Raw genomic sequence first — 19,503 nt, 5'->3', positions numbered from 1 at the left:
TCCACCTGCAAGCCTCTCTCACAGGAGAAGCCGTGAAAGATTTCAACAAAGTCCGTATCGCCATTGCCAGCCCGGAAAAGATCCGCGAGTGGAGCTTCGGCGAGGTCGAAAAGCCCGAAACCATCAACTACCGCACCCTCAAGCCCGAGCGCGAAGGTCTCTTCGACGAGCGCATCTTTGGGCCCCAGAAGGACTACGAGTGTGCCTGCGGCAAATACAAGCGCCAGCGCTACGAGGGCAAGGTCTGCGAGCGCTGCGGCGTGGAAGTCACCAGCTCCAAGGTGCGCCGCTACCGCATGGGTCACATTGACCTGGCGACCCCGGCCGCCCACATCTGGTACGTCAAGGACACGCCCAGCAAGATCGGTACGCTGCTGGACCTGTCCGCCGGCCAGCTGGAAAAGGTGCTGTACTTCAGCTCCTTCCTGGTCACTGATCCCCGCAACGCCCAGAAAGACGGCCGCCCCCTCAAGCGCGGCGAACTGCTGAGCGACGATGAGTACCGTGAGCTGCGCTTTGGCCGTCAGGAAACCTACTCGCTGACGGGCGGCGTGGAAGCCGAGATCCGCGACGGCGAGTACGTGACGCGCGGGCAGATCCTGGGCGGCAACGTGGTCTCCAAGATGGACGGCCTGGCCCAGTACCGCTTCCCCCGCCGCGCCCTGATTGCCTACGCCGAGGAAGTCGAGGCAACTCTGCCGCTGCCCGCTGAAGCGCTGGTGGAGCAGGACACCTTCCGTGCCGGTGAGATTCTGGCCGAGCTGGAAAGTGACGTGCAGATCACGGCCCCGGTAGACGGCACCATCGTGCTGCACGAACTGGGCGAAGACTCCGTGATGGTCGAGCTGCGTGAAGGCGTGGACGAGGAAGGCACCCCCAGTGGGGAAGTCCTGGCCCGCGTGTACGTGCCCCACGGCCTGAACGTGCAGGTCGTCCACGGCGAGATCGTGGAAGCCGGCGCGGTGCTGGCCGACGCCTCGGCCGGCACCCGCCTGCGTGTGAGCCGCGACAGCCGCCTCTCAGGCGTGACCTTCCCCAAGAAGAAGGGCGACGTGGCCGTCAAGGCCCACTGGACCCGCCGCGCCGAGTACCCCATCAACCCCACCATGCACGTGCTGGTCGGCGACGGCAGCGAGGTCAAGAAGGGCCAGAAGGTTATCGGCGCTATTGACGTTGAGGAGCAGGTCACGGCCGAGGCCGACGGCGTCATCACCCTTCACAACCCCGCCAGCATCATCGTGTCCAAGGCCAAGGTCTACACCTACGAGGATGAGCCCCTGGTCGTGAACGGTGACCGCGTGGAGCCGGGTGACGAGCTGGCCGACAGCGGCGAGCTGCGCAGCGACATCTCGGGCCGCATCGAGATTGACCTGGTGCGCAAGCAGGTGCGCGTCATTGAGTCCTACGACTTCGAGGCCAAGATGGGCGCCGAAGCCGTCAAGGAACTGCTGGACGACCTGGATCTGGACATCCTAGAAGCCGAGCTGAACGAGATGATGAAAGACAGCTCGCGCCACAAGCGCGCCAAGGCCCGCAAGCGCCTGGAAGTGACCCGCGCATTCAAGCGCAGCGGCAACCACCCCAGCTGGATGATTCTGAACACCGTTCCCGTCATGCCGCCTGACCTGCGCCCGATGGTGCAGGTCGACGGGGGCCGCTTTGCGACCTCAGACCTGAACGACCTGTACCGCCGCCTGATCAACCGCAACAACCGCCTCAAGAAGCTGATGGGGCAGGGCGCCCCGGACATGATCATCCGCAACGAGAAGCGCATGCTGCAAGAAGCCGTGGACGCGCTGATCGACAACGGCCGCCGGGGCAGCCCGGTGACCAACCCCGGCTCTGACCGCAGCCTGCGCTCCCTGACCGACCTGCTGGGCGGCAAGCAGGGCCGCTTCCGCCAGAACCTGCTGGGCAAGCGCGTGGACTACTCGGGCCGCTCGGTGATCGTGGTGGGCCCGCAGCTTAAGCTCCACCAGTGCGGGGTGCCCAAGCGCATGGCCCTCGAACTCTTCAAGCCCTTCCTGTTCAAGGTGCTCGAAGAGAAGGGCGAAGTCACCAACATCAAGCAGGCCCGCAAGATGCTGGAGCGTTACCGCGACACCCGCGACAGCGTGTGGGACGCCCTGGAAGAAGTGATTGAAGACAAGGTCGTGCTGCTCAACCGCGCGCCGACCCTGCACCGTCTGGGCATTCAGGCCTTTGAGCCGGTCCTGGTGGAAGGCCAGTCCATCCAGCTGCACCCCCTGGTCTGTGAAGCCTTCAACGCCGACTTTGACGGCGACCAGATGGCGATTCACGTCCCCCTCAGCGCCCAGGCACAGGCCGAAGCGCGCATTCAGATGCTCAGCGCCCATAACCTGCTCTCGCCGGCCAACGGCGAGCCGAACGTGAAGCCCAGCCGCGACATCATCCTCGGGATCTTCACGCTGACCCTGCTGCGCACCGACAACCTGGGCGCCGGTAGCGAGTACGCAGGCCCGCAGGAGGCGCTGGCCGCCTTTGAGGCTGGAAAAATCGCCCTGAACAGCGCCATCAAGGTGGCCGGTCAGGACACCAGCCCCGGCCGCCTCAAGTACGTCTTCTCGACGCCCGACGAGGCCATCATGGCCGTGGAGCGCGGCGAGATCGACCATCAGGACCACGTCCGGATTCGCCTCAACGGCGTGACCTACGACACCAGCGCGGGCCGCGTGATGTTCCGCCGCATTGTTCAGGAAGCCCTGGGGCACCAGGCCAGCCTGGTGGATACCCTCGTGAATCTGGAAACGGCGTACGAGAAAGACCACCTCAAGGACATGGTCATGGCGTGCTTCAAGCACCTCGGGATCGAGGCCACCGCTGGCCTGCTGGACGGCCTGAAGGACGCAGGCTTCAAGCTCTCCACAACCTCGGGCATCACGATCGGCATTGACGACATCGTGATTCCGCCCGCCAAAACCGAGATTCTGGCCGAAGCCGACGCCAAGGTGGCGGAAATCGAGCAGAACTTCGAGTTCGGTTTCATGACCGAAGAAGAGCGCTACAAGCAGGTCGTGCAGCTCTGGAACGACACGAAGGACGAAGTCAAGAACGCCATGTTCGACAACTTTGGCAAGAACTACCCCTTCAACCCGCTGTGGATCATGAGCCTGTCGGGCGCGCGTGGTAACGCCCAGCAGATCACGCAGCTGGCCGGGATGCGCGGCCTCATGGCCCGCCCCGACGGCAGCACGATCGAGGTGCCGATCCGGGCGTCGTTCCGTGAAGGCCTGTCGGTGCTGGAATACTTCATCTCGACCCACGGCGCCCGCAAGGGTGGGGCCGACACCGCGCTCCGCACCGCCGACTCGGGCTACCTGACCCGCAAGCTGGTGGACGTGGCCCACGAAGTCGTCGTGCGCGACGTGGACTGCGGCACCACCGATTACACCTCTATGCCGCTGGGTGCGCAAGATGAGCGCACCGGCGAGTGGCGCACCCGCAAGGCCAGCGAGATCGAAACCAGCATCTATGGCCGCACCCTGGCCGACTCTGTGGAAGTCGAGGGCCGCACCATCGAAGCCGGCGAGATGCTGAGCCTGGAAGACGTGAAGGCGATCACCCGCAGCGCCAAGACCCTGCAAAGCGTCTTCGTGCGCACCCCGCTGAACTGCCGCGTGAAGAGTGGCGTGTGCCAGAAGTGCTACGGCTACGACCTCTCGCAGGCCAAGCCGGTCAGCATGGGTGAAGCCGTGGGCGTGGTGGCCGCCGAATCCATCGGCGAGCCCGGCACACAGCTGACCATGCGCACCTTCCACACCGGGGGCGTGGCCGGCAGCGGCGGCGGTGACATCACGATGGGTCTGCCCCGCGTGATCGAGCTGTTCGAGGCCCGCAAGCCCAAGACCAGCGCGGCTGTGGCGGACCGCGACGGCACCGTGCGGATTGAGGAAGAGGAAGAGCGTTACCTCGTGCGAATTGAGGCCGACGACGACCAGTACAGCTCCAAGACCGCCACCAAGATCAGCAAGAGCCTGCGCATGATCGTGCGCGACGGCGACCGCGTGGAAGCTGGCCAGGCCCTGACGCGCGGCGCCATCAACCCCCACGATCTGCTGCTGTACAAGGACACCGACGCCGCCCAGCGCTACCTGGTGGAAGAAGTGCAGCGGGTGTACCGCAGCCAGGGCGTGAAGGTGCACGACAAGCACATTGAAATCATCGTGCGCCAGATGCTGCGCTGGGTCGAAGTGACCGACGGCGGCAACACCGAACTGCTCGAAGGCCAGACCGTCGAGCGCTGGGAAGTGGACCAGGCCAACGACGCGCTGGGTGAAGACACCACCCCGGCCAGCTGGAAGCCGGTGCTGCTGGGCATCACCAAGAGCAGCCTGACCACCAAGTCGTGGCTGTCGGCGGCGAGCTTCCAGCACACCACCCACGTGTTGACCGAAGCCAGCATGAAGGGTCAGGTCGACGACCTGATCGGCCTGAAGGAAAACGTCATCCTGGGCAAGCTGATTCCCGCCGGCACGGGTCTGATGACCGTCCGCGAGATGCAGGTGGCCGACGACCGCACGCTGGAGAAGTACGGCGAGGGCAGCACCAGCACCGACGCTGTAACGGGCAACCGCTCCTACGACGACACCCGCCCCGGCACCGTGAACGACAACGTGACATACACGAGCTAAGCGCAGATGCCTGATGGCAAAGAGCCATAGGTAAACAGAGAAGCCCCCACCTGAAAACGGGTGGGGGCTTCTCTGTGCTGGTTTTAGGGAGTGACGGTAAGAAGGTAGCTGACCCGGCCCACAACCTGGCCATTCTGAAAGAAAGTTAGGGTCAGAGGGTCGGAAAACCCAGCCAGCCTCGCGTCTGCCGTCAAGGTCAATGAAGTTGTGACGGCCTGGACCCCCAAAGTCTGTCCGGTCAGCGCCGGCAGATTGAGCGTATCTGGCGTGACGGACACGCCAGGGAGGCTGCTGGTCACCGTCACTGGGCCGCTGACGCCGCCGTCCTGGAACAGCTGGAACGGCACAGCCAGCGGCTGACCGGCGCGGAGGTTCAGTTCGCTACCAAACTCGGGCGAGCCGACCCTGACCCATGGGCCAGACTGAACAAAGCGCAGGCGAGTGCGTGCCCCACTGGGCAGAGATTGGTAGCGGATGATAAAGTTCTCCCCCACACGGCGCTGTGTCTCAGTGATCAGATTCCAGCCTGGTTGCAGGGTGAGGTCGTATTCAAAACTTATCTCGGGCAGGCTTTGGCAGGGCGCTGTGCCCTTGACCCGCAGGGGCGCATCAGCATATAGGCGGCGCACTGGCTTGTTGGTTGTGTCCACCTCCCGCACCTGACCCAGTCGGTCGCCCTGCGCGCTGTAGACAGCCAGATAAGGCCAGGCCACATGGAGGTTCGGGGCAGATTGCTCGCCCTGCACAGGGCAGTCAGCATCTAGGAATGGGAACAGTTGGCTGGTTTCCTGACCTTGCAGAGACAGGTCAACGCTCCCTATTGCCGCAACCGGAACGGTGCGCCGCCTGACCCACCCAGACTCAGCCATGTACTCCTCGCTGAGCTCATAGCCTGCGCCCCTCGTCCAGCCCTGTAGGGTGCCGCGCACCACCGCCGGGTCGGCGGGCAGGCCCACCTCACTGCCCGTCACATCCTGTGCGGCGGTGAACATCAGACTGAAGCTGAACGCCTGCCCACGGGTATTGCTGCGGTCTATCGGCAGGTCCACGGCAAAGGTCACCGGCACGGTGGCCCCCGGCGCCAGCGTCTCTGCGGCCAGCCAGCCCTGATTCTGTACCGTCATGCTCAGGCCAGCGGGTGGGGTGGCCCCCAGACTCGCCACGTTCAGGCCCGACAAGAACAGGGTCGCCGCCAGGTTATCGGTGCTCTCGCCCGTCTGCACATTGACCTGCTGTCCCTGCACAGGACGGATAGAGGCGGCCTGACCTGAGGCGTCGCTGCCGTCAAACAGGCGCACGCTGCGAAAGGGTGTCCCCACCACCGTGGGCGCGGTGGCGTTGTTCTCCGGGTCGCCGTCGGTGTCGGTCAAAACAACTGGCAGCAAGGTCAGATTCTGCAGCGCCGAAGCCGTCACATTGGTCGCCGCAAAGGTCGTGCTGATGTGCCGGATATCCGCGCCGTTCTTCCGCGTGGTGAAGGTCTGGGTGGTGATGGCCTGCGCGCCCAGTTGCACCGGGTCGCCAGCAGCGGTGAGTGCCTGGCCGCTCAGCAGGCCGCCGGGGTCCACGTGGCGCAAGCTGGCCTGCCCCACGCCCTGATCGGTCACGCGCAGTTGAAGTTCGTACAGGCCCGCTGGGTGAGGAGCGGCCGGGGTGGGGGCAGCAGGAAGAGGCGCAGGGGCACAGGCCGCGAGCAGCGCCGTCAAGCCGGTCAGCAACATACGTTTGGTCATAGGGGTCCTCAGGAAAGGTGGAGCAGAAAGAAAAACAGACGCCTCCACCCTAGCCCAGCGGCCAGGGCCGGGCACGCCAGTTTGCCAAGCGCCGCCAGTGGGGGTGCCTACGCCCCTCTCCCCTCTTGCCCGATCTGCTCACTGACCTCGCGCAGCAGGCGTTCGTCATACAGACCGGCGTAGTGGCCACCCAGCGTCACCAGAAACTTCATCTCTTCCCGGGTGGTGCGGGCCGAGAGCCGGGTTTCAAAACTCAGCAGCAGGGCGCCGTAGGCCAGAGCGGCGGCTCCGGCAATCGCCAGGACCACCGGCACCGGCCCGGCCTCCTGATGAAGCAGGGCGCTGCCGCCGATCAGGATGCTGGTCAGCACCAGCAGGGCCACCGCGAGATACAGCGCGGTCATCGCCTGCACGATGATGCGGCTGCGGCGGGCCAGGCGCGGCAACTGCTCGACAATCAGGCGCTTTTCCTCGCGGGCCAGCGCCTCCTGCCGCCCCTCTTCAGTCACCAGCACCTTGAAGCGGGCCGTGAGGTGGCGCACGCGGTCAGTCACGCGGCCCAGGCGGCTGCTGGTGCTCATCAGGAGGGTGCCGGCCCCGCTGATCAGAACCGCTGGCGTAATCATGGCGGTCAGAACCGCAGGGGCGTCGGCCATGTCCCCAGGCTACTGGGCCCAGGGACACCACACCGGTCGTCGGCAGCATTGAGCGCGGGACAGCGTTATCAGCCAGTCTTTTTCACCCATCCCTGACGGCCATCCCCCACTCTGCGGCGCCTTGCACCTCCACCCGGTCCAGGGACCACTCCTCAGAGAGGCTTCGAGAAATCTGCATATACCCTGCAAAGCCTCTACACAGCCGGGCCGCATCCTCTGGGCAGGAAAGGGCAGCGGCCACAGCGCCGCACCCCGGAACAAAGGAGAACCCCATGAAAAAGCTGCTGCTGACCGCCATCACCCTGCTGAGCTTCACCGTTTCGACCGCCTCGGCCACCCGCGCCTACGCCACGGACGGCAACGGCATGCAGTACGAAGGGCTGTACACCGAATCGAGCTGGCTGGCCATCGAAGTGCCGCTGACCGCCATGAACGGCACACTGCCAGACGACCTGACGATTGCCGTGAGTGGTCTGCGTGACGGCACCACCATCACGCTGGACAGCGTGGAGCGCCAGGGCGACACGGCCCTGCTGTACGTGACGGTGGCCCGCGACGACACCAGCGTCCTGGTCAACGAGGTGGCCAGCATTGCGGTCAAGTCCGGCGAGCAGGTGCTGACCACCGTGAATATTCCGGTGTACGGCGGCGTGGACATGGGCAATTAAAGACAGCACCGACGCGCAGCGCCCCAGCCTTCTGGCCTGGGGCGCTGATTCGTGCGGGCCATGCTCTACCCTGAGCAGCATGTGGGCTTCACAGCGGGCAGGAGCGGTGCCGGGCAGCGTCTTCGCACTCATGGACGCGGCCAAAGCGCGGGCGCGGGCAGCAGGCCGGGCCATCATTGACCTGAGTATCGGCAGCAGCGACCTGCGGCCCCCGGCCCCGGTGCTGGACGCGCTGCGCGAGGCCACACACGACCCGCTGAACGACCGTTATCCCCTCTTCAGCGATACGGCCCCGCTGAGGCAGGCGGCGGCGGCTTACCTGGCCCGGCGCTTTGGGGTGACGGTCAACCCCGACACCGAGGTGCTCCCGCTGATTGGCGCGCAGGAAGGGCTGGCCCACCTGCTGCTGGCCGTCACCGACCCCGGCGACACGCTGCTGCTGCCCGACCCTGGTTACCCCCCCTATCTGGGCGCGGCGGCCGTCGCCGGCCTGAAGGTGGTGCCGCTGCCGCTCCATGCCGGGAACAGCTTTTTACCTGACCTGAACGCCGTGCCCGCCAGCGTGCGCCCCCGCGCCCTGCTGCTGAATTACCCCAACAACCCGACTTCAGCGGTGGTGGACCCGGCCTTTTTTCCGGCCGTGGCCGCGTGGTGCCGTGAGCGCGGTACGCTGCTAATTCATGACCACCCCTACGCCGAGCTGACCTTTGGTGCTTACCGTGCGCCCAGCGCCCTGCAAGCCGGGCTGACCGGCGTCGTTGAGCTGCATTCCCTGAGCAAGACGCACCACATGGGCGGCTTCCGGGTGGGCTTTGCGGCCGGGGACGCGGGCGCCATCGCCGCCCTGGCCCGCGTGAAGGGCAGCGTGGATTTTCACCCGTACCTGGGCATTCAGCGCGCGGCGGCCTGCGCCCTGACCTTGCCGGACGAGGTGGGCCGCGCGGGCGCCGCCGTGTTCGAGGCCCGGCGCGACGCACTGGTGCCGGCCCTGCGTGACCTGGGCTGGGCAGTGGCCAGGCCCCAGGCGAGCATGTACGCCTGGGCGCGCGTGCCCGGCCTGACCGACAGCGTGACGTTTGCCGTGCGCGCCGCTGAAGACACCGGCGTGGCCGTCAGTCCCGGCGCCGCCTTTGGCCGTCAGGGCGAGGGCTTCGTGCGGTTTGCCCTGGTGCAGCCGCCCGAGGTGCTGATTGAGGCAGCGGGGCGCTTAAGGGAAGTGGGCAGTGGGCAGTGGTAAGTGGAGGAAAAGCCCTGCCCACTCACCACTGCCCACGCTCCACTCCCTATTTATCGAACTTCCCGTACCCCGCCGCACTCCGGCGCTGGGCGCCGCGGGCGTAGTCCATCTGCATCTCGACGGTGTCGTGCTTGCCCTCGGTAAAGGTGCTGTCGTGAATCCAGTAGTTCAGGCGGTCGTCGCCCAGCTGCACCCAGAGCTTGTGGGCGTCTTCGGCGTCACGCCAGAAGACCACATGCTCGAAGGCGTTGAGCTGCGCCCAGGCCTGAATGTCGCTCAGGACGCGGGCCGCCTTGGGATGGGTCATCTCGAATTCCTGACCGTCACTCTCGTTGCGGAACTTGATCTCGACCATAGTGGCCGCAGCGTAACAGACCCCCCAGGCGCCGCATCTCTATGTTTCCTGAAGACATCCTCAGGAGGAGGTGAAGGTCCGGCGCACCCTGCTCTATGCTGCTCCCCTGCCATGACACAGGCCGCGACACTCAAGGTCACCACCCTAAATCTCAATGGGCTGCGCAGCGCGCTGCGCCGGGGCCTGCGCGACTGGCTGACCCAGGAAGCGCCGGACGTGCTGCTCCTTCAGGAGGTGCGCGCCGACCCCATGCCGGACGCCCTGGCGGACCTGGGCTACAGCGGGGCGTGGTTTCCGGCGCAGAAGGCCGGTTACAGCGGCGTGGCAATCCTGGCTCGTCAGCCGCTCAGTGACGTGCGTGTGGGGCTGCCCCACGCCGAACTGGACGCCGAGGGCCGCGTGCTGAGTGCGGTGGTGAGGGGCGTGCGCTTTGCCAGCGTCTACCTGCCCAGCGGCAGCAGCCGCCCTGAGCGGCAGGGCTTCAAGGAGCGCATTCTGGAGGACTACCAGGCCTGGACGGCCGCCCTGCTGGCCGAGGGGCGGCCTCTCATTCTTGGCGGCGACTATAACATTGCCCACCAGAACCTCGACCTCAAGAACTGGCGCAGCAACGGCAAAAGCAGCGGCTTTCTGCCGCAGGAACGGGAGTGGATGACCCGTCACCTGGCCTGCGGCCTGACCGACACCCACCGCGCCTGCCTGGGCGAGGCAGCCGCATATACCTGGTGGAGCAACCGCGCAGGCGCTTACGCCAACGATGTCGGCTGGCGCATTGATTACCTGCTGGGCGCGGGCGTAGAGGTCAGCGGCGTTCAGGCGCACCGGGACGCCCGCCTGAGTGACCACGCGCCGCTGAGCGGCTGGGTCCACCTGCCTGAAGCGTAAACTTCACGTCAGACCTGCCCAGGGCACTCATGTTATGCTGAGCGGGCTGCCGGGTTCAGGACAGCGCCCCCAGACAACACGCGCGCAGACAGCGCCTGTTGCCGGGCCGGGCGCCACCCGAGGAAGCGAAAACACCAGTCCCCGTGGGCGGATGGCGCGCGCCAGATGCCGGGTAAAGGCCCAGCAGGCCGCGCAAAGGTCACCCTCACGGGCACGTCTCTGAAGTACCAGGAACGTTCATGCCGAAACCGAAAAAAGCGGAAACGGTGCCGGGCACCGCGAATACCGGCACCGAGCAGAGTCAAACCACCCAGAAGCGGCGCAAGGCCGCGTCCTCCGCAGCAGATGCTGCCCCCACCCCGGCCAAGCGCCGGAAAACACCGGTCCAGCCGGCCGAAGTCGAGCAGACGGCCCCAACCCGCACCCCCCGCGCGCCGCGCCGGACCACGAAACAGCCTGAGCCGGAGGCCGAAGGCCTTGCAGCAGCGCCGGCCGAGACGCCCCCTATGGTGACCGAGCCGGCCCCGACCCCACGGGTCAGCCCGCGCCGCGCCAAGCAAAAGACCGCTGTGGCCGAAGTGCAGCAGGTTGAACCTGTCGCCGAAGCCCAGCCTGAACCCCAGGCCGTGCTGCCCACGCCGGAATCCACTGAGCCGGAGCCGACCTCAACCCCTACCCCCCGCAAAACTCGGGGGCGGAAAGCAGCCCAGGCGGCTTCTGAGCCAGTGACGTTGATAGATACGGAACCGGCCGTGCTGACTGAGCCAGACCCAGCGCCGCCAGTAGCTCTGCCTTTGACCCCACCAGCGCGCCGGGGCCGCCGCAAGGCCGCCGACCTGGTGGCCGCCGCGCCAGCGGCGGAGACCCACCCAGACGCGGCCGAGCCTCCCCAGGCCGAGGCCCCCAGCATCACCGAGGCGCTGGAGCCGCCGCCCGTGCCTGACCCCGTCATTCTGGCGGTGCCCAAGCGGCGCGGTGGGCGCAGGCCCAAGGCGGCCCTGCCCGACGCCCCGCTGGACGAGGTGCTCAGCGGCGTCGAAGCCGTCACTCCTGAGGCCGAGGCCCGCACAGAACCCGTCGTGGACACGGTCGCCGTAACGCCCCCAGACCCCGAGCCCGTCATCACGCTGCCCACCAAGCCGCGCCGGGGCCGCCGCAAGGCTGCTGAGGCGGCCCCAGACGTGGCCGAAGTCCCCGCCCTGCCGACCGTCGAATCAGCGCCTCCCGAACCGCAGACCGACGAGCCTGCTAGCGCCGCCGAGGCCTCGGACGAGACCACCGCCAACCCCGAGCGCGACATCGTAGTGGCGCAGCTGCGCAAACTGGGACGACCAGTACACGTGCGCGACCTGGAACGCACCTTTACTCGCCAGACCATTCAGCGCCTGGGCAATTGGCGCGACCTGACCGACTTGCTGGAAAGCCTAGTGGACAGCGGCGAGGTCATCCGCACTCGCAAGAAGACTTACGGGCTCCCCGAGGCCATGAGCCTGGTGCGCGGGCGCTTTCAGTCGTCGGCGGCGGGCTTTGGCTTCGTGGTGCCGGACAGCGGCGGCGAGGACTTTTATATTCCCGCTGAGCAAACGCTGGAAGCCTGGAACGGCGACATCGTGCTGGTCCGCATGGAAGGGCGCGGCGACAGCCGGGATGACCGGGGCCGAGGCAGTTCCCGCCGGGGCCAGCGCGGTGACGGTAACCCGCGCGCCAGCGTGGTGCGCATCGTGCAGCGCGCCTACAAACAGCTGGTGGGTACCCTGGAGTACCACCACGGCCACCCTATCCTGAAACCCGACGACCACCGCGCCCGCCACCGCATTCTGGTGCTGCCCGAGGGCCTGGACGGCCTGGACGCTGGCGCCCGCGTGGTCACCGAGCTGTTCTGGCCGGAGAACACTGGCGAGGACGAGGTCTTTGGCCAGGTCACGCGCGTACTGGGCGAGCAGGACGACCCGGTCACCGAAACCGAGGCCGTGATCGTGAAGTTTGGCCTGCGCGGCGACTTCCCGGATGAAGTCGTGGAGCAAGCAGGCGCCATCCCCACCCAGATTCCCGAAGAAGCCCTAGTGGGCCGCCTGGACCTGCGCGGGTTCAACATCTTCACAGTGGACGGTCGCGACGCCAAGGACTTTGACGACGCCATTCATATTCAGCCCACGCCCGAAGGCACCTTTGTGGTCGGCGTGCATATCGCGGATGTCAGCCATTACGTGCAGGAAGGCACGCCGCTGGACGCCGAGGCCTATGCCCGCGCCACCAGCGTCTATCTGCCGGGCCGCGTGCTGCCCATGCTGCCCGAACACCTGAGCAACGGCGTGTGCAGCCTGGTGCCCTACGAGGACCGCCTGACCATGACCGCCATGGTCGAGCTGTCCGCCGAGGGCGAGATTCTGAAGGTGCAGCTGGCCCCCAGCGTCATCAATTCCAAGGCGCGGCTGACCTACGACGAGGTGCAGGCCTACAGCGAGGCCACCGCCACGCTGCCCGACCACGCCCGCCACCTTGAAGGCGACCTGCACCTGCTGCTGAAAATCACTACCAAGCTGCGCCAGAAGCGGCTGCGCGAAGGCGCGCTGGACTTCAAGCTGCGGGAAGTCAAGGTAGACGTGGGCCCAGACGGCCGCATGGAGCTTATTCCCATCCGCGAGGAAACGGCGCGCGGCATGATTGAGGACCTGATGCTGCTGGCCAACAAGGTCGTGGCCCACGAACTCCTCCAGCGCGAGATTCCGGCGCTGTTCCGCATCCACGAAGAGCCCACCCTGCAACGCTTTCAGGAAGTCAGCGGCGCCATCGGCCGGCTGGGCCTGGCCTTTCCGGGCGGCGAACCGACCCCGCAGGCCTACCAGGCAGTGCTCAAGCAGGTGCGCGGCACCCCCCGCGAGAGCGTGGTGAACACGCTGCTGCTGCGCTCGATGCAGCAGGCGAAGTACGCCGGAGAGAACCTGGGGCACTTCGGGCTGGCGTTTGAGGAGTACCTGCACTTCACCTCGCCCATTCGCCGTTATCCCGACTTGCTGGTTCACCGTGTCCTGAAAGGGATGCTGGGCGGCGAACTGAAAGCGGGAGGCCGCGAAGTCGCGCAGCTTCAGGCCCGCCTGCCCGGCATGGGCGACCACACCAGTGAGCGCGAGCGCGCCGCCAGCGAAGCCGAGCGCGACCTGACCAAGTACTACCAGGCCAAGTGGGCGCAGGAACACCTGGGCGAGTCGTTCTTCGGCAACGTGTCGGGTGTGGTCGCCAGCGGCCTGTTCGTAGCTCTGGACAACGGCGTTGAAGGCAAGCTGCACATTTCCCATCTGGACGACGATTACTACGTGTACCTGGAAGACGCGCAGATTCTGCGTGGGCGCAGCCGGGGCCGCAGTTACCGTCTGGGCGACCCGGTTCACGTCACCATTCACGCCGTCAACCCCCTGGCCCGGCAAACCGACTTCACCCTGGCCGACCCCGAGAGCCCGGACTTCCGCCCCGGCGACATTCATCAGGAGACCGATATGGATTCACCCGTTAAGCCGCGCGCCCGCCGCCGCGAGGACCGCGAGCAGGAAAAGCGCGAGAAGTTGCAGAGCGTGCCCGTCAGCGAGCCCAAGAAATTCACGCTGGACGACCCCTCACCCCGGCCCACCCTGTCGCCCTCAGCTGGCGGCACGCGGCCCAGCCGGGGCCGCACCCAGGGGCAAGGGCAGGGCGGCGCCGGCCAGGGTCAGGGGGGCCGCCCACAGGGCCGCACCTTCGGCGGGGTCGGCATGGGCGGAGGCCGGGGGCCCAGGCGCGTGATTACCCTGGAGCGCCCACGCAACGAACACCTGCGTCCAGTGAACATCACTGTGCAGCGCATGTACTTTGGGGACTGGACTCTGGAGAACATGCCGCCCGAGGAAGGTCAGGGCGGCGGAGGCTACAGCCGCAGTGGGGGCCGGCCCCTGAGCAGCCGCCCCGAACGCGGTGGCCGGGGCTACACGCGTGGCGGCAGTGACCGGGGCGCCGCAGGCCGGGTGAACGGGCGCACCCCGAACAGTGGAGGCCGGCCCCAGCAGGCCAACCGTGAGGAAGTGCGTGACGAGGGCCGCGCCCCCGTGCGCGAAGCCGCCGCCCCGCAGGACAGCGCCGCCCAGGCCAGCAGCGAGGACGCCAAGCGCCGCCGCCGCCGCCGGGGCCGCCGGGGCAACACCAGCCAGGGCTAAAGAGATGGTGTGGGCGCCCACTCCCAGTTGGGGGTGGGCGTTTTTGTGATTTAGCCTGGTGAGGAGTGGCCCGGCGCTCTGTCCAGAAGTTTGCTAGATGCGACTTCATCTGAACTGGCCGCCTGAAGCGAAACCTGGTGGAAGCCGAACCCTCCAGAGCAAACTTGGTCAGGCCCCCACCTCTACCACGTTGCCGAACGAACCTCCCGTCTCGGCTGTCGGCAGGCACTGCGCCACAACAGGCGGTTCCCTCGCGTTTCGGCGGAGCCCTCTGCGCCTGAATGGCCGTTCTCTAGGTACTTTTCCGCTGCCAGACGAGGCGTCTTTGCATGTGCAGCACGGAACGGCTTCGCCTGAGCTGAACTGTCCATATCTCTCAGCGCTGTGGCCTCCCTATCTTGAGGCTGTTCTCACAGGGAAACCGGGCCTGTTCCTTACCCTGACAGGGTTGCTGTGCCGACAGGTGCAGCGGTTCAAGAAGGGGGCTTCATGACGACCTCAGAGGTGCCGAACACGGCGAGGCAACGCTCCCGGTTGGGCGCACAGTTACTGCCAGATAAACACAGCACGCGCTTTCGGGTGTGGAGTACAAGGGCCAAGGACGTGCAGGTGCGCGTCGGCGGCCAGGATCATCCTCTACAGGCGCTGCCGGACCACATGTTCGAGGCCGTTCTGCCCGTGGGGGCCGGTACCCGCTACCTCTTTGTGCTGGACGGCCTGGCCCTGCCCGACCCCTACGCCCGCTTTCTGCCGGACGGGGTTCACGGCGAGGCCGAGGTGGTGGACCTGGATGCCTACGCCTGGCAGCACCCCAACTGGACCGGCCCGGAACTGGGCGACTGCGTGTTCTACGAACTGCATGTGGGCACCTTTACCCCGCAGGGCACCCTCCGGGCGGCGCAGGACCGCCTGCCCTATCTGCGTGACCTGGGCATAACGGCGGTGCAGGTGATGCCGGTCGCCGCCTTTCCAGGCGGGCGCGGCTGGGGCTACGACGGCGTGGCCATGTATGCGCCCTACGCGCCTTACGGCCGCCCGGAAGACCTGATGGCCTTTGTGGACGCCGCGCACGGCCTGGGGCTGGCAGTGTTTTTAGACGTGGTGTACAACCACTTTGGCCCGGACGGCAATTACCTGAGCGCCTACAGCCCTTCATATTTTACCGACCGCTTTCACACGGCCTGGGGCCAGGGCCTGGACTACGCCGAGGCCCACATGCGCCGCTACATCACCGGCAACGCGCGGATGTGGCTTCAGGATTACCGCTTTGACGGCCTGCGGCTGGACGCCACCGCCAGCATGCAGGACGACAGCCCCGAGCACATCCTCTCGGAACTGGCCCGCGAGGTGCATGCGCTGGGCGGCCACCACCTGATGCTGGCCGAGGACCACCGCAACCTCCCTGGGCTGGTGACCGACTCTGGCCTGGACGGCATCTGGGTGGACGACTTTCACCATGAAGTGCGCGTGACCCTGACCGGCGAACATGAGGGGTACTACGGCGGCTACCGGGGCGGCGCGGCCGAACTGGCCCAGCTGCTCAACCGGGGCTGGCTGTACGAGGGCCAGTTCTGGAACGTCACGGGTGAGGAACACGACCGGGGCCGCCCGGCTGACGGACTGGAAGCCCCCAGCTTCGTGTACTGCATTCAGAACCACGACCAGATTGGCAACCGCGCCCTGGGCGACCGCCTGCAAGACCACGAGGGCGTCACCGTAGCCGAGGTGCGCGGGGCCAGCACGCTGCTGCTGTCGCTGCCCATGACGCCGCTGCTGTTTCAGGGCCAGGAATGGATGGCGGGCACCCCCTTTCCCTTTTTCAGCGACCACCACGGCGAACTGGGCCACATGGTCTCGGAGGGCCGCCGCAAGGAGTTCGCGTATTTCTCGGGGTTCAGCACCCTGGACGTGCCCGACCCGCAGCAGGAGGCCACCTTTGTCAGCGCCAAGCTGAACTGGGCCGAGCGGGAGGAAGGTGACCACGCCCGCACCCTGGCGCTCTACCGCACGCTGCTGCGGCTGCGGCGCGAGGACCCGGTGCTGGCCTGGCGCTCGCGGCGGGGCCTGTCGGCCGGCACCTTTGGCGTCAGCGGCGCCGAGGCGCAGGGCCTGTGGGTGCGCTGGCAGACCCCGCAGGGCGAGCGGGTCCTGGCCTGGAACCTCACGCCTCAGGCCGTCCCCGCCCACCTGCTGGCGCTGCCGTTTGACCTGCCGGCCGGGGTGCTGCTGCACTCGGAAGGCGACCCGGCCAGGCCCACGCCCCTGAGTGACCTGACGCTGCAGCCCGGTGAGGCGGCGCTGTTCGCATGACCAGCCCTGCACCGCACATCCCGCAGGCCACCTACCGCCTGCAACTGCATGCCGGGTTTGACTTCGCGGCGGCGCGCCGGGTTCTGCCGTACCTGAGGCGCCTGGGCATCACGGACATCTACCTCTCGCCCATCTGGACCAGCACGCCGGGGAGTCCCCACGGCTACGACGTCACCGACCACTCGCAAATTAACCCCGAGCTGGGCGGGCTGGCCGGGCTGCGGCGCCTGTCTGCGCGGGCGCGCGAGCTGGGCCTGGGCCTGATTGTGGACTTCGTGCCCAACCACATGGGCATTCAGGGCGGGCACAATCCCTACTGGGAAGACGTGCTGCGCCACGGGCAGGCCAGCCGTTACGCGCATTTCTTCGATATCTCCTGGCACCCCCTTAAGCGGGCGCTGGACGGCAAGGTGCTGCTGCCGGTGCTGGGCGACCAGTACGGCCGGATTCTGGAGCGCGGCGAATTGACACTGGAGCGGTCCGGCGGCATCTTCTCTCTGCGCTACTGGGAGCGGCGGCTTCCACTGTCACCGCGCAGTGTGGCGCTGCTGCTGGCCTGGGTGCAGGCGGCGCTGGACCCCAGTGTGGAGACCGCCACGCTGGGCGAACTTGCCAGTATTCGCCGCTCGGTGGACAACCTGCCGCGCAGCACCGAGCCGGGCCTGACCGACACCGACCGCGCCATCCGCGCCCAGGAGGTCGAGGTGATGACCCGGCGTGTGGACGCGCTGCTGGCCAGCAGCCCCGCAGTGCGCGCCGCCGCCGACCGAATGATGGAGGGCGTGAACAGCGACCAGACGCGGCTGGACGCCCTGGTCAGCGAGCAGAACTACCGCCTGGCCTCGTGGAAGGTGGCCGCCGAAGAGATCAATTACCGGCGCTTTTTCGACATCAATGACCTCGCCGCGCTGCGGGTGGAAGACCCGCGCGTCTTTGCCTGGGCGCACGCTACCCTGTTTGACCTGCTGCGCCAGGGCCTCGTGCAGGGGGTGCGGCTGGACCACACCGACGGCCTGTACGACCCCGCCGGTTACTTCCGGGCGCTTCAGGCGGGGGCGGCGCACGCGCTGGGCGTGGACCCCGCCGTGACCCTCACGGGCGAGCGGCCCCTGTACGTGGTGGCCGAGAAGATTCTGGAGCCCGGCGAGACACTGCCCGCCAGCTGGGCCGTTCACGGCACCACCGGCTACGACTTTCTGGCGCAGCTGGGCGGCACCTTTGTGGACCAGAACAGCGAGGAAGACTTGAGCGCCATCTACCGCCGCTTTACCGGCGACCGCACCAGTTACGGCGAGCACCTGTACCGGGGCAAGCACCTGATTCAGCGCGTCAGCCTGCCCGGCGAAGTCAACGTGCTGGCCGAACACCTGGAGCGCCTTTCGGAAGCCGACCTGCGTGCCCGCGACTTCACCCTCAGCACGCTGCGGGCGGCCATTCGCGAGGTCATCGCCAGCTTTCCGGTGTACCGCACCTACCTGCGGCCCGACGGCAGCCGTGAAAGCGGGGACAACGCCAAGATTGAGCACGCCATCCGCGACGCCGCCGCCCACAACCGCCAGGAGGGCGCCGCGCTGGACCCCAGCGTCTTTGAGTATCTGCAAGCCGTGCTGACCCTGGACGCCCCCGATGAGGCCACCCGCGCCGCCTACGCCGAGTTTGCCCTGAAGTTTCAGCAGCTGACTGGCCCTGTGACGGCCAAAGGCGCCGAGGACACGGCCTTTTACCGCTACAGCCGCCTGGTCGCACTGAACGAGGTGGGCGGCGACCCCGCGCTGTACGGCACGCCGCTGCCCACCTTTCACCAGGCCGCCCAGGCCCGTGCCCGCCACTGGCCACACGCCATGCTGGGCGGCAGCACCCACGACACCAAGCGCGGCGAGGACACCCGCGCCCGGATTTGCGTGCTGTCCGAGATGCCCCAGACCTGGGCGGCCTACCTGAGCCGCTGGTCGCCCCTGATTCGCAGCCTGGAAACCGACCTGGACCTGGGCCGGGCACCCACCTCTCTGGACACCTACACGCTGCTGCAAAACGCCCTGGGCGCGTACCCGCTGCGTGGTGACCTGGGGGGCTTTGCCGACCGCCTGAGCGCCTACATGCTCAAAGCGGCCCGCGAAGCCAAGCTGCGCACCAGCTGGGCCGCCCCGGACAGCGAGTACGAGGCCGCGCTGGAACAGCTGGTGCAGGGCCTACTGGAACACAGTGACTTTCTGGCCTCGCTGCGCGAACTTCATGACCGCATCAGCCCATATGGCGCGCACAATGGCCTCTCGGCGGCGCTGGTACGCCTCACCGCCCCCGGCGTGCCCGACACCTATCAGGGCAGTGAAGGCTGGAACCAGAGCCTGGTGGACCCCGACAACCGCCGCCCCGTGGACTACCCGGCCCTGAGCCGCACCCTGGGCCGACTGGAACGCGGCGCCGCCCCGGCGCGGTTGCTGGCCGCCTACCCAACCGGCGACGTGAAGGTCATGGTGACGCGCGCCGCCCTGCACGCCCGCGCCGAGCAGCCCGAGCTGTTCCGGCACGGTAGTTACGCGCCGCTGGGCGGAGGCCGGCACATGCTGGGCTTCGTGCGCGAACACGCGGGCCAGCGGGCCATCACGGTCGCTCCTCGCCTGACCCTGACCCTGACCCGCGAGCGGGTGCCCTGGGCGGTGGGCGACGTGTGGGGCAACCGGCAACTGAGCCTGCCAGCCGGCACCTACCGCAACGCCCTGACCGGACAGCGCCTGCGTGTGCGCGGCGACAAGACCCCGCTGGCCAAGATTCTGGAGGATTTTCCACTGGCTCTGCTGCTGAGCGAGTAGTCCCGAGTTCTCC

General features: G+C 67.2%; 10 protein-coding genes. 7 read left to right on the top strand and 3 right to left on the bottom strand.

Annotated elements, in window-relative coordinates:
* Window positions 1-32: 32 nt before the first annotated feature.
* Window positions 33-4,652: a DNA-directed RNA polymerase subunit beta' gene (rpoC, locus tag GO986_RS11355; RefSeq protein ID WP_369409321.1), complete on the top strand. Its 4,620-nt coding sequence runs from the start codon at window positions 33-35 to the stop codon at window positions 4,650-4,652.
* A gap of 83 nt (window positions 4,653-4,735) precedes the next feature.
* Here the strand turns inward: rpoC and GO986_RS11350 are convergent, their stop codons facing one another.
* On the bottom strand, window positions 4,736-6,385 hold the full coding sequence (locus GO986_RS11350; RefSeq protein ID WP_157459414.1) for a hypothetical protein: 1,650 nt from the start codon (window positions 6,383-6,385) through the stop codon (window positions 4,736-4,738).
* 107 nt (window positions 6,386-6,492) lie between these two features.
* Window positions 6,493-7,041, bottom strand: coding sequence for a DUF2721 domain-containing protein (locus tag GO986_RS11345; protein WP_157459413.1), 549 nt, complete (start codon window positions 7,039-7,041; stop codon window positions 6,493-6,495).
* Between the two features lie 272 nt (window positions 7,042-7,313).
* Here GO986_RS11345 and GO986_RS11340 point away from each other — a divergent pair, with 272 nt between their 5' ends.
* On the top strand, window positions 7,314-7,709 hold the full coding sequence (locus tag GO986_RS11340; RefSeq protein ID WP_157459412.1) for a hypothetical protein: 396 nt from the start codon (window positions 7,314-7,316) through the stop codon (window positions 7,707-7,709).
* 79 nt (window positions 7,710-7,788) lie between these two features.
* On the top strand, window positions 7,789-8,946 hold the full coding sequence (locus GO986_RS11335; RefSeq protein WP_157459411.1) for an aminotransferase class I/II-fold pyridoxal phosphate-dependent enzyme: 1,158 nt from the start codon (window positions 7,789-7,791) through the stop codon (window positions 8,944-8,946).
* A 46-nt stretch (window positions 8,947-8,992) separates the two neighbouring features.
* Here the strand turns inward: GO986_RS11335 and GO986_RS11330 are convergent, their stop codons facing one another.
* Window positions 8,993-9,301, bottom strand: coding sequence for a hypothetical protein (locus GO986_RS11330; RefSeq protein ID WP_157459410.1), 309 nt, complete (start codon window positions 9,299-9,301; stop codon window positions 8,993-8,995).
* A 111-nt stretch (window positions 9,302-9,412) separates the two neighbouring features.
* On the opposite strand from GO986_RS11330, the gene GO986_RS11325 reads away from it, so the two are divergent.
* The 4 genes from GO986_RS11325 (at window position 9,413) to treY (ending at window position 19,490) form a co-directional block, all read left to right on the top strand.
* On the top strand, window positions 9,413-10,186 hold the full coding sequence (locus GO986_RS11325) for an exodeoxyribonuclease III (protein WP_157459409.1): 774 nt from the start codon (window positions 9,413-9,415) through the stop codon (window positions 10,184-10,186).
* A 239-nt stretch (window positions 10,187-10,425) separates the two neighbouring features.
* Entirely contained in the window at window positions 10,426-14,370 is a 3,945-nt protein-coding gene (gene rnr, locus GO986_RS11320) for a ribonuclease R (RefSeq protein ID WP_198170609.1), read from the top strand.
* Window positions 14,371-14,859: 489 nt separating this feature from the next.
* Window positions 14,860-16,680, top strand: coding sequence for a malto-oligosyltrehalose trehalohydrolase (gene treZ, locus GO986_RS11315; protein WP_157459408.1), 1,821 nt, complete (start codon window positions 14,860-14,862; stop codon window positions 16,678-16,680).
* Window positions 16,677-19,490, top strand: coding sequence for a malto-oligosyltrehalose synthase (treY, locus tag GO986_RS11310; protein WP_157459407.1), 2,814 nt, complete (start codon window positions 16,677-16,679; stop codon window positions 19,488-19,490). Before treZ ends, treY begins: the two co-directional genes overlap by 4 nt.
* The last annotated feature ends 13 nt before the right edge of the window (window positions 19,491-19,503 follow it).

The organism is Deinococcus arboris (assembly GCF_009755355.1).
Taxonomy (GTDB): Bacteria; Deinococcota; Deinococci; order Deinococcales; family Deinococcaceae; genus Deinococcus; species Deinococcus betulae.
Note: the sequence above shows the minus strand (reverse complement) of the source record. Positions and strands in the feature narration are given on the sequence as shown.